This window comes from Streptomyces sp. BI87, from assembly GCF_025957665.1.
Lineage (GTDB): Bacteria > Actinomycetota > Actinomycetes > Streptomycetales > Streptomycetaceae > Streptomyces > Streptomyces albidoflavus.
The window spans coordinates 1,474,161-1,488,839 of record NZ_CP110079.1 but is presented as its reverse complement, the minus strand read 5'-3'; the positions used below and the strand labels follow the sequence as shown (position 1 = coordinate 1,488,839).

General features: G+C 71.9%; 12 protein-coding genes and 1 pseudogene. 9 read left to right on the top strand and 4 right to left on the bottom strand.

Going from position 1 to position 14,679, the window contains the following annotated elements:
* Positions 1 to 30: 30 nt before the first annotated feature.
* Entirely contained in the window at positions 31 to 786 is a 756-nt protein-coding gene (locus OIM89_RS06270; protein ID WP_037665418.1) for a glycerophosphodiester phosphodiesterase, read from the bottom strand.
* A 43-nt stretch (positions 787 to 829) separates the two neighbouring features.
* Positions 830 to 1,858, bottom strand: coding sequence for an adenosine deaminase (locus OIM89_RS06265; protein WP_030698121.1), 1,029 nt, complete (start codon positions 1,856 to 1,858; stop codon positions 830 to 832).
* Between the two features lie 855 nt (positions 1,859 to 2,713).
* On the opposite strand from OIM89_RS06265, the gene OIM89_RS06260 reads away from it, so the two are divergent.
* Positions 2,714 to 3,001: a DUF4190 domain-containing protein gene (locus tag OIM89_RS06260; RefSeq protein ID WP_238469812.1), complete on the top strand. Its 288-nt coding sequence runs from the start codon at positions 2,714 to 2,716 to the stop codon at positions 2,999 to 3,001.
* A 281-nt stretch (positions 3,002 to 3,282) separates the two neighbouring features.
* Here the strand turns inward: OIM89_RS06260 and OIM89_RS06255 are convergent, their stop codons facing one another.
* Entirely contained in the window at positions 3,283 to 3,834 is a 552-nt protein-coding gene (locus OIM89_RS06255; RefSeq protein WP_226964478.1) for an NADAR family protein, read from the bottom strand.
* 227 nt (positions 3,835 to 4,061) lie between these two features.
* Here OIM89_RS06255 and OIM89_RS06250 point away from each other — a divergent pair, with 227 nt between their 5' ends.
* From OIM89_RS06250 to OIM89_RS06215, 8 genes and pseudogenes are all read left to right on the top strand, one after another.
* Positions 4,062 to 5,579, top strand: coding sequence for a gamma-aminobutyraldehyde dehydrogenase (locus OIM89_RS06250; protein WP_175457481.1), 1,518 nt, complete (start codon positions 4,062 to 4,064; stop codon positions 5,577 to 5,579).
* Between the two features lie 201 nt (positions 5,580 to 5,780).
* Complete coding sequence (locus OIM89_RS06245) at positions 5,781 to 7,037, top strand: spermidine/putrescine ABC transporter substrate-binding protein (protein ID WP_226964479.1); 1,257 nt, start codon at positions 5,781 to 5,783, stop codon at positions 7,035 to 7,037.
* 257 nt (positions 7,038 to 7,294) lie between these two features.
* Positions 7,295 to 8,446 carry an ABC transporter ATP-binding protein gene (locus tag OIM89_RS06240; protein WP_030698126.1) on the top strand — a complete coding sequence of 384 codons (1,152 nt, stop codon included), beginning with the start codon at positions 7,295 to 7,297 and terminating at the stop codon, positions 8,444 to 8,446.
* Positions 8,443 to 9,375, top strand: a complete 933-nt coding sequence (locus OIM89_RS06235; RefSeq protein ID WP_030698127.1) for an ABC transporter permease — start codon at positions 8,443 to 8,445, stop codon at positions 9,373 to 9,375. The genes OIM89_RS06240 and OIM89_RS06235 overlap by 4 nt, the downstream gene beginning before the upstream one ends.
* The gene (locus OIM89_RS06230; RefSeq protein ID WP_003951162.1) at positions 9,375 to 10,166 is read left to right on the top strand and encodes an ABC transporter permease; all 792 of its coding nucleotides are present in this window, start codon (positions 9,375 to 9,377) and stop codon (positions 10,164 to 10,166) included. Before OIM89_RS06235 ends, OIM89_RS06230 begins: the two co-directional genes overlap by 1 nt.
* Before the next feature lie 101 nt (positions 10,167 to 10,267).
* Positions 10,268 to 11,689 (top strand): NAD(P)/FAD-dependent oxidoreductase, encoded by a 1,422-nt coding sequence (locus OIM89_RS06225; protein ID WP_226964480.1) that lies wholly within the window; start codon positions 10,268 to 10,270, stop codon positions 11,687 to 11,689.
* Between the two features lie 344 nt (positions 11,690 to 12,033).
* Positions 12,034 to 12,492 carry a bifunctional DNA primase/polymerase gene (locus OIM89_RS06220; RefSeq protein WP_226964482.1) on the top strand — a complete coding sequence of 153 codons (459 nt, stop codon included), beginning with the start codon at positions 12,034 to 12,036 and terminating at the stop codon, positions 12,490 to 12,492.
* Between the two features lie 361 nt (positions 12,493 to 12,853).
* Positions 12,854 to 13,867 (top strand): annotated as a pseudogene (locus OIM89_RS06215) (chitinase); the annotation flags it as partial.
* A 163-nt stretch (positions 13,868 to 14,030) separates the two neighbouring features.
* Here the strand turns inward: OIM89_RS06215 and OIM89_RS06210 are convergent.
* Positions 14,031 to 14,639 carry a phosphatase PAP2 family protein gene (locus OIM89_RS06210; RefSeq protein ID WP_226964484.1) on the bottom strand — a complete coding sequence of 203 codons (609 nt, stop codon included), beginning with the start codon at positions 14,637 to 14,639 and terminating at the stop codon, positions 14,031 to 14,033.
* Positions 14,640 to 14,679: the final 40 nt, after the last annotated feature.

The window sequence follows — 14,679 nt, the reverse complement described above, 5'->3', positions numbered from 1 at the left end:
GCGGTAAGGGTAACGCCGCGGCGCGAAACCTTACGTGCCCGTCCCTCGCCGTCCCGCAGGGTCGAGGAGTCCTCGTAGGACGTCGATCCGGTTGGTGGTGAGGGAGTCGACGCCCAGGGCCAGCAGCCGGCGCATCGTGCGCCTCGTGTCGGGGGTCCAGGCGGACACCAGCAGGCCGTCCCGGTGGACACGGTCCACGAGGTCGCGGCTGACCAGGCCGAACCGGTAGTTGAGCCAACGCGGTCGCACGGCGGAGAGCAGCGCGGGACGTGGCGGCGCCAGCGTCGTCCAGGTCAGGGCGATCTCAGCCTCCCCGTCGAGCTCCCGCACCTGGAGCATGGTCGGGGCGTCCCCCGTCCAGTACGCGCGGTCGGCCGCCCCGGACTCCCGCACCGTACCGATCACGGCGGCGACGTCGCGGCGCGACGGCGTGGCGGGCAGGTCGATCATGAGCCTGCTGTCCAACGTCACCCGCAACGCCTCGTCCAGACGCGGAAGCCTGCCCGCCGTCAGGTCGGTGACCGCGTCGGCCGACAAGGAGGCGAGACGCCGCTCGTGCCCCCACAGCCGTTCCAGGGTGGCATCGTGCAGCAGCATCGGAACGCCGTCCCGGGTGACCCGTACGTCCACCTCGACCGCGTCCGCGCCGCGGTCGAGCGCGGAGCGCAGCGAGGGGAGCGTGTTCTCCCGGATCTGGTACGGGTCGCCCCGATGGGCCACGGCGACAATGCGGGGCGGCGCGGGCGCAGTGCCGCGGGGCGAGTTCGTGCGATGCGCGGTGGACATGGGCTCCATGCTGCCCGACGAGGCGCGGTGCCGCCGCAGTGGCTCACCCCTGGGCGAGCCAGCTCTCCGTCCAGGCGTCGATCTCCGCCGTGATCCGGTCCTTGCCGGCCTGGTCCAGGAACGACGCCTCCACGGCGTTCTTGGCGAGCTCCGCGACACCGCGTTCGTCGAGGCCCAGGAGGCGGGCGGCCACGTCGTACTCGCTGTTGAGGTCCGTGCCGAACATCGGCGGGTCGTCGCTGTTGATCGTCACCAGGACGCCCGCGTCCACCAGCTTCTTCAGCGGATGCAGCCCGATCTCGCTCACGGCGCGGGTCGCCACGTTGGAGGTGGGGCAGACTTCCAGCGGAATCCGGTGCTCCGCCAGGTACCGGAGCAGCTCCGGGTCCTGGGCGGAGCTGATGCCGTGTCCGATCCGCTCGGCACGCAGGGCGCGCAGCGCCTCCCAGACGGTCTCGGGGCCGGTCGTCTCACCGGCGTGCGGCACGCTGTGCAGCCCTGCCTCGATCGCCCGGTCGAAGTACGGCTTGAACTGCGCCCGCGGTACGCCGATCTCCGGTCCGCCCAGCCCGAAGGAGACCAGGCCCTCGGGGCGCAGATCGAGGGCGAGCCGCAGAGTCTCCTCGGCCGACTCGAGCCCTGCCTCGCCGGGGATGTCGAAGCACCAGCGCAGAATGACGCCGAACTCCGCCTCCGCGGCCTTCCGTGCGTCCTCTATGGCCTCCATGAAGGCGCGCTCGTCGATGCCCCGGCGCGTGGAGCTGTACGGGGTCACGGTCAGTTCCGCGTACCGGACGTTCTGTCGTGCCATGTCGCGGGCGATCTCGAAGGTCAGGAGGCGTACGTCCTCCGGCGTCCGGATCAGGTCGACCACCGAGAGGTACACCTGGATGAAGTGGGCGAAATCGGTGAACGTGAAGTAGTCCGCCACCGCCTCCGGGTCGCTGGGCACCGCCGAGTCGGGGTGCCGGGCCGCCAGCTCGGCCACGATGCGTGGGGAGGCCGAGCCCACGTGGTGCACGTGCAGTTCGGCCTTCGGCAGGCCCGCGATGAAGGCGTGCAGATCGGTCACGGTGTCCTCCGGCAACTGGTCCAGGCTCCGCCGTCCGGAGTCTGCCCCCGGGCGGGCCGGAGCCATCCTAGGCACAGGCCGGAGCCCTTCCGGGCTGCCCGTAGCATGATCGGACACCGGTACGAGGGGGTGGGCGCGATGCCCGAGAACGAAGAGCAGGCCGAGCGGCGTCGCGAAGAAACCGACGAGGAGCACCCCGCCACGGTGGTCGAGCTGAAGGCCCCGGCCGAGGGGCCTGTGGAGCCTGCGGCGGGGGAGCGCGGGGCGGATGCCGACGAGGCTGGCAGGGCGGAACCGGGCAGCGCGTCGAAAGCGAGCCCGTCGCTTACCAAGAGCACCGCTGCGGCGCCGGTGGCGCCCGACGCGCCGGAGCCCCATGCGTCGGAGTCCGGCGCCGGGGTGGCGGACGGTGCCGTGACGTCGCCGAGTGAGCAGCCCGACCTGTGGGCTCCGCCGAACCCCGCGGAGCGTTCGCCCGGCCCGGCTCCGTACGGGGCGCAGCCGCTGGGCGCGGTTTCCGGTGGCCACGTGGCGCCGCCTGCGCCGTACGGCCTCGGTAGCCCCTACGCCGCGCCGGCACCCCTTACATCACCTGCCTCCGCGAGCCCCGTGCCACCCCCGCCGATCGGCCCCGAAGGCCCTGGCCCCGCCCCTGTCGGACCCCCGTCGCCGCACGGCCAGGCCCTCGGGCCCGCTCCGTACGGGGCGTACCACGCGGGTCCCGTGCCCCCTCCGTACGGCCCGTCCGCCCAGCCGCCCTCGCCGTACGGGCCCGGCTACGGGGCCGGCACCGCCGGGTACCCCGCCCCGTACGCGCCCCCCGGCTGGGGCTGGCCGACCGGCCTCCGGAACGGCATGGGTGATGCGAGTCTCGCCCTCGGCATCATCGGCCTCGTCCTGTTCATGGCCTTCCCTCTGGCGATGATTCTGGGAGTGCTCGCCCTGATCTTCGGCGGCATCGGCCACGCCCGCGCGCGGCGAGGCGAGGCGGGCAACCGCGGCCAGGCCCTCGCCGGGATGATCTGTGGGGGTGTGGCGCTGGTGCTGGGGACACTGGTGCTGGTCCTGGTGGTCGGTACGGCGGGCGAGGACGCGGACGGGCGCGTGGACGAGGGAGGGTACTCGGCGACGTCGGTTCGCTGAGGGGGAGGTCGGCGCCGGGCGTTCGCCCTGGTTGCAACGCGGGGCGCCCAGCCCCGTGCCGCCCCGCTACGGGGCGAGGCCCCGCCCTCGTAGGGGGCCCGCGCCGCCGCCCCGTACGGTGCGCCGCAGCGCCGCGCCGAACAGTAAAACCGCAGGTCGCCCGCGGCGTACGGTGCGCGCACGGCGCGGTCCTTCGGTGGTGGAACCCGTGGCGCACCGGCCCCGCTTCGCCCCGCCGCACCCCCGCCCCGCACCTCCAGCCCCTGTGCCCGCCCATCCCCTCACCGCAACCGATCACGCGCCGCCATCAACGCGAACCCCAGCAGGTTCAACCCGCGCCACCGCCCCGGATCACCGATCCGCTCATCGTCCCGCGCCAGACCGACCCCCCAGATCCGGTCCAGGGGACTGGCTTCGACCAGGACGCGTTCACCGGTACCGACGAGAAAGTCCCGAAGTGCGGGATCGGAGCCGAACTTGTGGGTGCTGCCCTCCGTCACCAGGGCGAAGCGGGCCTCGTTCCAGACCGCTTCGTCGAAGCCGCGCACCAGGCGTCCCGCGATCTTGGCCTCGGCGGGGGTGGCGGCCTCCAGGGTGCGCCGTTCGGCCTCCGTGTCGCCGAAGAGGCGGGCCTTGCCGGCCATCATCCAGTGTTCGGCCGTCGCGTAGCGGATTCCGGCCACCGTGAACGGGGAGGGCCACCACTGGCTGAGGCAGCCCGCCCGGAGTTGGCCGTCGCGGCGGGGTGCGTGGCCCCAGAAGGGCAGGTACTTCACCGTCCCGCCCGCTTCCGTGTACCGGATCAGGTCGTCGCGTGAGGTGATGGTGTCCATGCACGGGAGCGTCGCACGCGCACCCGGCACGACGTCCGGGATTTTCCGCCGCACCTCGACACCCTGGTCGGTCCCCGTGACCGGGCTCGACAGATTCCGTCGCGTAACCAAAAGGCAACAACGGAATCACTTGTTGGGGGGTGAGCTTTCTGTCAGGATCGGCAGCCACACGGAGCCGGAGCTACGCCGCGACCCGGGGGACGGGGCGGGCGGCGGAGGAGAGCGACATGCACGAGAACCGCTTCCAGGCGCAGGACCGTCTCGCGGCCGGCGCCCAGTTCATCGCCGGAGAGCTGCGACGCGGAACGTCGGGAACCAGCCACACGGTCGTCGACCCGGCCACCGGCCGACCGGTCCACACGTACGAACTCGCGGGCACCGACGACGTGGACGCGGCCGTCGCCGCGGCCCGCGACGCGTACCCCGGGTGGTCCCGCGCGACGCCCGGCGAGCGCTCCGACGCGTTGCACGCCTTCGCCGCCGTGCTGGGCGGGCGCGCCGAGGAGTTCGCCCAGGCGGAGTCGCTCCAGTGCGGCAAGCCGCTGAAGCTGAGCCGGGAGTTCGACGTCCCCGGCACCGTCGACAACGCGGCCTTCTTCGCCGGCGCCGCGCGCCACCTGCAAGGTTCCTCCGCGGGCGAGTACAGCGGTGACCACACGTCGTACGTACGCCGCGAGCCGATCGGTGTGGTCGGCTCCATCGCCCCGTGGAACTACCCGCTCCAGATGGCCGCCTGGAAGATCCTCCCGGCCGTCGCCGCGGGCAACACCATCGTCCTCAAGCCCTCGGAACTCACTCCCTTCACCTCTCTGCTCTTCGCCGAGGCCGCCACAGCGGCCGGACTGCCCGACGGCGTCGTCAACATCGTGAGCGGCGCCGGCCTCGGCGCCGGCGAGCACTTGGTGGCCCACGAGGACGTCGCGATGACCTCGTTCACCGGCTCCACCGCCGTCGGCCGCCGCGTGGCGGAGATGGCCACCGCCGGGGTCAAGCGACTCCACCTCGAACTCGGCGGCAAGGCGCCCTTCGTCGTCTTCGACGACGCCGACCTCGACGCCGCGGTCCACGGCGCCGTCGCGGGCGCGCTCATCAACTCGGGCCAGGACTGCACCGCCGCCACCCGCGCCTACGTGCAGCGGCCTCTGTACGACGCGTTCGTGGCCGGCGTCGCCGAACTGATGGCCACCGTCCAGGTCGGCGACCCGTTCGACCCGGCCACCGACATCGGCCCCCTCATCAGCCACGCGCACCGCGACCGCGTCGCCGGCTTCGTCGAGCGGGCCCGCGGCTACGCCCGCGTCGTCACCGGCGGCGAAGCTCCCGGCGGGGACCTCGCTCCGGGGGCCTACTACCGCCCGACGCTCATCGCCGACGCCCCGCAGGACAGTGAGGCCGTCCAGGCCGAGATCTTCGGCCCCGTCCTCGTCGTCCTGCCCTTCGACAGCGACGGCGAAGGGCTGCGCCTCGCCAACGACACCCCCTACGGACTGGCCGCCTCCGCCTGGACCCGCGACGTCTTCCGCGCCGGCCGGGCCACCCGCGAGATCCAGGCCGGGTGCGTCTGGGTCAACGACCACATCCCGATCCTCAGCGAGATGCCGCACGGCGGATACAAGGCTTCCGGCTACGGCAAGGACATGTCCGCCTACTCCTTCGAGGAGTACACCCAGATCAAGCACGTCATGTACGACAACACCGCCGTCGCGCGGAAGGACTGGCACCGCACCGTCTTCGGCCGCCGCTGACCCGAGCGCCCCGCACCGTACGGCGCGCGCACCGTTTCCGCAGGTCGCGCGCCCCGTACGGGGCGTCGGCGGCGCCTCGTACGAAGCGCCCCGCACACCCGCCCCGCACCGCCGTATCTCCCCGTATCCGCACCGTCGCGGTCACCGGAGCCGGTCCCCGCCGCCCCCGGTGGCCGCCCCTTTCGAAAGGGCCTCCCGCGCATGGAGCAGTACGAGCCCGACCGCCTCACCCCGGCCCAGTTGGCAGCGATGCGGCGCGGTGTGCGCCCCGGGGTGCCCCGTGGTCACGGGGCACTCAGCCGCCGCTCGCTGCTGCGCGCCGCGGGCGGCGGGGCGCTGGCCGCCGGCGGACTGAGCACGCTGGCCGCCTGCGGCATCCCCCCGGCGGCCGGGAACGCCCAGGCGGGTTCCTCGGAGGACCACTCGGCGAAGGAGAAGCGGCTGAACTTCTCCAACTGGACCGAGTACATGGACCTCTCGGAGGACAAGAAGAGCCGCCCCACCCTCGACGCCTTTCAGCGGCGGACCGGCATCAAGGTCAAGTACACCGAGGACATCAACGACAACGTCGAGTTCTTCGGCAAGATCAAGCCGCAGCTCGCCGCCGGGCAGGACACCGGCCGTGACCTGATCTGCGTCACCGACTGGCTCGCCGCTCGTCTCATCCGCTTCGGCTGGGTGCAGAAGCTCGACCCCGCCAACCTCCCGCACGCCTACACCAACCTGTCGCCCCAGTTCAGGAACCCCGACTGGGACCCCGGGCGCGCCTACAGCTACCCCTGGCAGGGCATCTCGACCGTCATCGCCTACAACGCCAAGGCCACCAAGGGCCGTGAGGTCACCTCGGTCCAGCAGCTCCTGGAGGACCCGGCGCTCAAGGGGAAGGTCGGCTTTCTCTCCGAGATGCGCGACACCGTCGGGATGACCCTGCTCGACTCCGGCAAGGACCCCGGCGACTTCACCGACGACGACTTCGACGGCGCCATCGCCCGGCTCCAGAAGGGCGTCGACAGCGGGCAGATACGCCGCTTCACCGGCAACGATTACACCTCGGACCTCGAGTCGGGCGACCTCGCGGCCTGCCTCGCCTGGGCGGGCGACGTCGTCCAGCTCGCCGCCGGCACCCCCGACGTCCGCTTCCACATCCCCGACAGCGGCTACGTCACCTCCAGCGACAGCCTCCTGGTACCCAACAGGGCCCGGCACAAGACCAACGCCGAGAGACTCATCGACTACTACTACGAACCGAAGGTCGCCGCCGAACTCGCGGCGTGGATCAACTTCGTCTGCCCGGTCGACGGCGTGAAGGCCGAGCTGGCCAAGATCGACAAGGAAGCCGCCGAGAACCCGCTGATCGTTCCGGACAAGGCCATGGCGGCCAAGTCGCGCTCGTTCCGCTCCCTGACCTCCAAGGAGGAGGCGCGGTACGAGGCGGCCTTCGCCAAGCTCACCACCTGAGCCGCGCCCCGCCGCGCCGCGCGCCCCGTACGGCGGGGGCCCCGCGCCGTACGCCGCGCGCACCGTTTCCGCAGGTCGCGCGCCCCGTACGAGGCGCCGGCCGCGCACTGTGCGAGACGCCTCGCCGCCCCGTACGCCGCGCTCCCGCGCACCGCCCGCCGCTCCCCGCCCGGCACTGCCCGCATCGCCCTCCCGCGCCCCCACCGCGAGGCCGGCGCACCTTCCGCTTCTGCCCCTCCAGCCCCCGGGACCACTCCATGACCACCGACCGCGGCGGCGACGTCCGCCTCTCCGGGCTCAGCAAGACCTACGGCGCGTTCACCGCCGTCCATCCGCTCGACCTGACCGTGCCCGAAGGATCGTTCTTCGCCCTGCTCGGCGCCTCCGGCTGCGGCAAGACCACGACACTCCGCATGATCGCCGGCCTGGAGGAGCCCACCACCGGCTCCGTCCTGCTCGGAGAGCGCGACGTCACGGGGCTCCCCCCGTACAAGCGCCCCGTCAACACGGTCTTCCAGAGTTACGCCCTCTTTCCGCACCTCGACGTCTTCGAGAACGTCGCGTTCGGGCTGCGACGGCGCGGCGCAAAATCGGTACGCGGGCAGGTCGGCGACATGCTCGACCTGGTCGAACTCGGCGACTTCGCCCAGCGCAAGCCCCATCAGCTCTCGGGCGGCCAGCAACAGCGCGTGGCGGTCGCCCGGGCCCTCATCAACCACCCCCAGGTGCTCCTCCTCGACGAGCCCCTCGGCGCGCTCGACCTCAAGCTCCGCCGCCAGATGCAGCTCGAACTCAAGCGCATCCAGACCGAGGTCGGCATCACCTTCGTCCACGTCACCCACGACCAGGAGGAGGCCATGACCATGGCCGACCAGGTCGCGGTCATGAACGGGGGCCGCGTCGAACAACTCGGCGCCCCCACCGACCTCTACGAGACCCCGCGGACCACCTTCGTCGCCAACTTCCTCGGCACCTCCAACCTCGTCCCCGCCCGCTTCGACGGCCGCAGCGGCGACGACCTGCTCCTCCGCGCCTGCGACGCGCCCCTCACCCTCCCCGCCGTGCGCAACGGCGCCGCCGCCACGACCGGCCCCGTCCTGCTCGGCATACGCCCCGAGAAGGTCTCCCTCGTCCCCGCCACGGACGCCGCGTCCATCCCCGACGGCCGCAACCGCCTCACCGGCACCGTCCGCGCCACCAGCTTCATCGGCGTCTCCACCCAGTACGTGATCGACAGCCCCGTCTGCGCGGGCTTCGAGGTCTACGTCCAGAACGTCGAACGAGACACCCGCCTCGTCCCCGGCGCCGAAGTGGTCCTGCACTGGAACCCGGCGCACTCCTTCGGCCTCGACGCCGCGCAGGACATCGACGCCGGCAGCGCCTCGGTGGAGGAGGACGCCGCCGCATGACCACCACCCTGACCAAGCCGCCCGGCGCCGCGCCCGCAGCCCCGCCGCCGCCCCGTCCGCGCAAGCGGCGCGGCCGTTTCACCCCGTACTGGCTGCTGCTGCCCGGCATCCTCTGGCTGCTCGTTTTTTTCGCGCTGCCGATGGTCTACCAGGCGTCGACCTCGGTGCAGACCGGTTCCCTGGAGGACGGCTTCCAGGTGACCTGGCACTTCGCCACGTACTGGGAGGCGCTGGCCGAATACTGGCCCCAGTTCCTGCGCTCCGTGCTGTACGCGGGCGCGGCCACCGTGCTCTGCCTGGCGCTGGGGTACCCGCTGGCGTACCTCATCGCGTTCCGCGCGGGGCGCTGGCGCGGGGTGGTGCTGATCCTGGTGATCGCGCCGTTCTTCACCAGCTTCCTGATCCGTACGCTCGCCTGGAAGACGATCCTGTCCGACGGTGGCCCCGTCGTGTCGGTGCTCAACAGCCTGCACGTTCTCGACGTCACCAGCTGGCTCGGCCTCACCCAGGGCGACCGTCTCCTTGCCACGCCGCTCGCGGTCATCTGCGGCCTGACGTACAACTTCCTGCCGTTCATGATCCTGCCGCTGTACACCTCGCTGGAGCGGATCGACGGGCGGCTGCACGAGGCGGCGGGCGACCTGTACGCCAACCCCTTCACGACGTTCCGGAGGGTGACCTTCCCCCTGTCGATGCCCGGAGTGGTCTCCGGGACGCTGCTGACCTTCATCCCGGCCAGCGGCGACTACGTCAACGCGGACCTGCTCGGTTCCACCGACACGCGCATGATCGGCAACGTCATCCAGACACAGTTCCTGCGCATCCTCGACTACCCGACCGCCGCCGCGCTCTCCTTCATCCTCATGGCGGCGATCCTCTTCATGGTCACCTTCTACATCCGCAAGTCCGGGACGGAGGATCTGGTCTGATGAGCTGGCTGCGCCGCAACCTCGTCGTCATCGCGGGCCTCATCACGCTCGCCTTTCTGATCCTGCCCAACCTCGTCGTACTCGTCTTCTCCTTCAACAAGCCCAAGGGCCGGTTCAACTACGCCTGGCAGGAGTTCTCCCTCGACGCGTGGCGCGACCCGTGCGGCGTCGCCGACCTGTGCGGCTCCCTCGCGCTCAGCCTCCAGATCGCCGCCTGGGCGACGCTGGGCGCCACGGTGCTGGGCGTCATGGTGGCGTTCGCGCTGGTCCGCTACCGGTTCCGGGCACGCTCCACGGTCAGCGCGCTGATCTTCCTGCCGATGGCGATGCCGGAGGTCGTCATGGCCGCCTCGCTGCTCACTCTTTTCCTCAACATGGGGGTGCAGCTCGGCTTCTGGACGATCCTCATCGCCCACATCATGTTCTGCCTCAGCTTCGTCGTCACTGCCGTGAAGGCCCGCGTCATGTCGATGGACCCGCGTCTGGAGCAGGCCGCCCAGGACCTCTACGCCGGGCCGGTGCAGACCTTCCTGCGCGTCACGCTGCCCATCGCCGCTCCCGGCATCGCGGCCGGCGCCCTGCTCGCCTTCGCCCTCTCCTTCGACGACTTCATCATCACCAACTTCAACGCCGGTTCCACGGTCACCTTCCCCATGTACGTGTGGGGCTCGGCGCAACGTGGGACGCCCGTCCAGATCAACGTGATCGGCACCGCCATGTTCGCGGTCGCCATCCTCCTCGTCCTCGCCGGGATGCTCATCGGCAACCGGCGTAAGAAGCAGGCCCGGTGAACGGCGCGGAGCGCCCCGTACGGCGCGGCACACGCCGCGCCGTAAGGAGCGCTCCGCGGCGTCACCTCGTACCAGGCACGCATCGCAAGGGAGTTGACATCATGGCCGCACGTGCCATGACCAGCACGTCCGCCGCTCTGTCGGACGCTTCGCCGATCCCCTACTGGCTCGACGACCCGGGGCGCCCCGCTCCCGAGCCCGGCCTCACCGGGGACACGACCTGCGACCTCCTCGTCGTGGGCGGCGGCTACAGCGGACTGTGGACGGCGCTCCTCGCCAAGGAACGTGACCCCGGCCGCGACGTACTCCTCCTGGAGGGGCGCGAGGCCGGCTGGGCGGCGTCGGGCCGCAACGGCGGATTCTGCGCCGCCTCCCTCACCCACGGCACCGCCAACGGCCTCTCCCGGTGGCCCGAGGAGATGCCGCTCCTCGAAGAGCTCGGCGCCCGCAACCTCGACGCCATCGAGTCCGCCGTCCACCGCTACGGCATCGACTGCGCCTTCGAACGCACCGGGGAGATCTCGGTCGCCACCCAGCCCCACCACATCACCGAGCTGCGCGAACTGTACGAGGAGATGGACGCCGCGGGCCTCGCCGCCGGCTCCGAACTCCTCGACGAGGACGCGCTGCGCGCCCAGGTGAACTCGCCGACCTTCCTCGGCGGGCTCTGGGACCGCGACGGCGTCGCCCTCGTCGATCCGGCGAAGCTCGCCTGGGGCCTGAAGGCCGCCTGCCTCTCGCTCGGCGTACGCATCCACGAGAACACCCCCGCCACGTCGCTCACGCGGAACGGCGCGGGGATGGCGGTGCGCACCCTGCGGGGCGGCACGGTGCGCTGCGCCCAGGTCGCCCTCGGCACCAACGTCTTCCCCTCCCTCGTCCGCCGCACCCGCCCCCTCACCGTGCCGGTCTACGACTACGCCCTGATGACCGAACCCCTCAGCGCAGGCCAGCTCGCCGCCATCGGCTGGCACAACCGTCAGGGCCTCGGCGACAGCGCCAACCAGTTCCACTACTTCCGGCTCTCCTCTGACAACCGCGTCCTCTGGGGCGGCTACGACGCGATCTATCCCTACGGCGGGAAGGTGAGCGCCTCCCTGGACCAGCGGCCCGAGACCTTCGACCGGCTGGCCGGCCACTTCTTCGCCTGCTTCCCGCAGTTGGAGGGCGTCCGCTTCACCCACGCCTGGGGCGGGGCGATCGACACCTGCTCCCGCTTCTCCGCGTTCTTCGGCACCGCGCACGGCGGCCGTGTCGCGTACGCCGCGGGGTACACGGGGCTCGGGGTCGGGGCGACCCGCTTCGGCGCCGACGTGATGCTGGACCTGCTGAGCGGTGAGGAGACCGAACGGACCACCCTGGAGATGGTCCGCACCAAGCCGCTGCCCTTCCCTCCGGAGCCCTTCGCCTGGACAGGCGTGGCCCTGACCAAGTGGGCCCTGGCCCGAGCCGACGAACGGGGCGGCCATCGGAACCTCTGGCTGCGCACGATGGACCGGATGGGGATGGGGTTCGACAGCTGAAGCGGGGTGGGGCAGGGCGGTCGGTCGACGGCGCTGCCGGTAGGCGGCACGAGGGCGGCGCGGACCTTACGAGGGACGCGCGGGGGCGTAAGTGGCCGCGTCGCGCCGTGGGTGTTACGCGGCGTACGGGGCGGTAAGGGGCAGCGTCGCGGCGTAGCTCTTATCCGCCCTGGTCGCCAAGGCCCCGCATGGCACCACCCTGCCCCGCCGCGTACAGGGCGCTCGTGCCGCCCCGCCCCGTGTGACCCGCCTCACGGGGAATCCTTCGCCGAATCCGCGTAATGACCGCCGCGTGAACAGCTCTCCACTGATGACGGAACGTCCAACAGTGGAGAGGGAGCGTCATGACGGAGTTCCAGGCGAGGGTGGCTGCCGAGTGGTTGCTGTCGGCGGCGCCCGACCCGGCCGAGTGCCGTCGGCAGTGGGGGCGCGGCCCGCACGGCATGGTCCTGCTGCCCGCGGGGGTCCGGTGGGACGTGCTGATCCTTCCGGGAGCACTGGGCCACCCCACCCTCGACGTGCTGAGCCGCTGCGCCGACAGGCCCGGCCCCGTCCTCTCGGGATCGGGTGGGGCGCGGCTCGGCTTCTTTGTGCCGCCGGGCACCGCGTCGCGGTGGCTCGGCACGGGTGTCCGTGCGGTGGGGCGCGGTGCGTGGATCGTGGTGCCGCACCCGGGGCGGGCCGCCGGGGTGGTGAGTTGGCTCGTCCGCCCGGACGGTTCCGGCACGCTCAACGATCCGGGGCTGCTGGAACTGGCCATGCATGAGGCAGTGGCGGAGGAAAGGCGGTCCGGTGGGTGGTGAGCGGGGGAGGGGTGCCAGTGCCGGTACGCCGGGGTGCGGAGACCCGTACTGCCCGCGGCGCGCGGGTTCAGGCCGCTCTTCCTGAGGACGTTGCCTGGGTGCCAGAGGTCTTGACAACCCGATTGGTCTGGACCAAGTTGTGCGGCAAGTTGTCGTACCGTCACGCGCTCCCTCCCCCCCCCCACAACTGGAGAATGCCGTGAACCGTCGATCTCTCTCGTCCTGGACGTCCCGGCGCTCGCGGCGTGGCCGCGTCCGCTGCGCGGCCGCCGCTGCCGTCGCGGTCTGCGCGCTGGCCGCCACCGCTGTCGCGCCGCACGCCGCGGCCGCCGCCCCGCCCGCCGCGTCGCGCGCGGCGGAACTGCCCGAACACGCCCTCGTCGGCTACCTGCACGCCAGTTTCGCCAACGGGTCCGGCTACACCCGGCTCGCCGACGTGCCCGACAGCTGGGACATCATCGACCTCGCCTTCGGCGAGCCCACCTCGGTCACCTCCGGCGACATCCGCTTCAGCCTCTGCCCGCCCGCCGAGTGCCCCGGGGTCGAGTCCGAGGCCGAGTTCAAAGCAGCGGTGAAGGCGAAACAGCAGGCCGGGAAGAAGGTGCTGATCTCCATCGGCGGCCAGAACGGACAGGTCCGGCTCACCACACCCCAGGCCCGGGACACCTTCGTCGTCTCCGTCAGCTCCATCATCGACACCTACGGCCTCGACGGCCTCGACATCGACTTCGAGGGCCACTCCCTCTCCCTGGACGACGGCGACACGGACTTCGAGAACCCCACCACGCCGGTGATCGTCCACCTCATCTCCGCCCTGCGCACCCTGAAGGAGCGTTACGGCGACGACTTCACGCTCACCATGGCCCCCGAGACGTTCTTCGTCCAGCTCGGCCACCAGTACTACGGGTCCGGGCCCTGGGGCGGGCAGGACCCCCGGGCCGGTGCCTACCTGCCCGTCATCCACGCCCTCCGCGACGACCTGACCCTGCTGCACGTGCAGGACTACAACTCGGGACCGGTCATGGGGCTGGACGGCCAGTACCACACCATGGGCGGCGCGGACTTCCATGTAGCCATGACGGACATGCTGCTCACCGGCTTCCCGGTCGCCGGTGACGCCGACAAGGTCTTCCCCGCGCTCCGGCCGGAACAGGTGGCGATCGGGATGCCGGCGACGCCGCAGGCGGGCAACGGCCACGTACCGCCTGCCGAGGTGGAGAAGGCGCTCGACTGCCTCACCAAGGGAGCGGCCTGCGGCCCGTACACGCCGCACGGCACCTGGCCCGCGCTGCGCGGCCTGATGGCCTGGTCCGTCAACTGGGACCGCTACGGAGGCGACGAATTCGCGGGCACCTTCGACCGGTACTTCGGCTGACCCGGGGCTGCCCCGCGCGGTGTGAGGACGTGGCGCGGGACGCCCCGTACGGGGTGCCGGAACGGGGCGGCCGAAGGCGCGGCGCGGGGCGCCGTACGGGGCGCGCGACCAGCGCTTTCTCGTACGCGACGGGGCGCGCCCCGTCGCGCCGAGCCGCCCCGCGTCACGACGCCTCCGCGCCGTCCCGGCGCCGGAGCAGCGCCCGTGCCGCCGTCACGGCGCCCCACAGCAGGAACACCCCGAGCGCCCAGCTCGCCACGACATCCAGCGGCCAGTGGTACCCGCGGCGCACCAGGCCGTAACCCACGGCGGCGTTGAACACCGTGCAGACGCCGACGAGCCACCACCACACACGCAGCGAGGCTGCCGCGCCCCGTAGCAGGAGCACGCAGGCCCCGAAGGCGACGCAGGCGGTGGCCGTGTGCCCCGAGGGGAAGAACCCGGAGCCGCCCATCACCGGCGGCCCCGGACGGTCCGTCAGGGCCTTGGCCAGGCTCACCAGCGGCGGGACCAAGGCCATCGCGATCCCGGTCGTCAGCGGCAGAGCCCACCAGTACGGGGGGCCGCCGCGCCGTCTCGCGGCCCACCACTGCCCCACGACGAGTGCCGCCAGCAGTCCCGGCCCGACGAGCATGCCCCCTGCGTCGGCGAGAAACTCGGCCAGGCCCCCGGGGAACGTGCTGTTCCGAATGCGGTGCCCCAGGCGTTCGTCGGCCGCGAGTACCGGTCCGCGCGTGACCACCTGCCAGGTGCAGAGGGCGAAGACCACCACACACGCGACCGGAGTCGCCCACGCGGTGAGCCACGAGCGT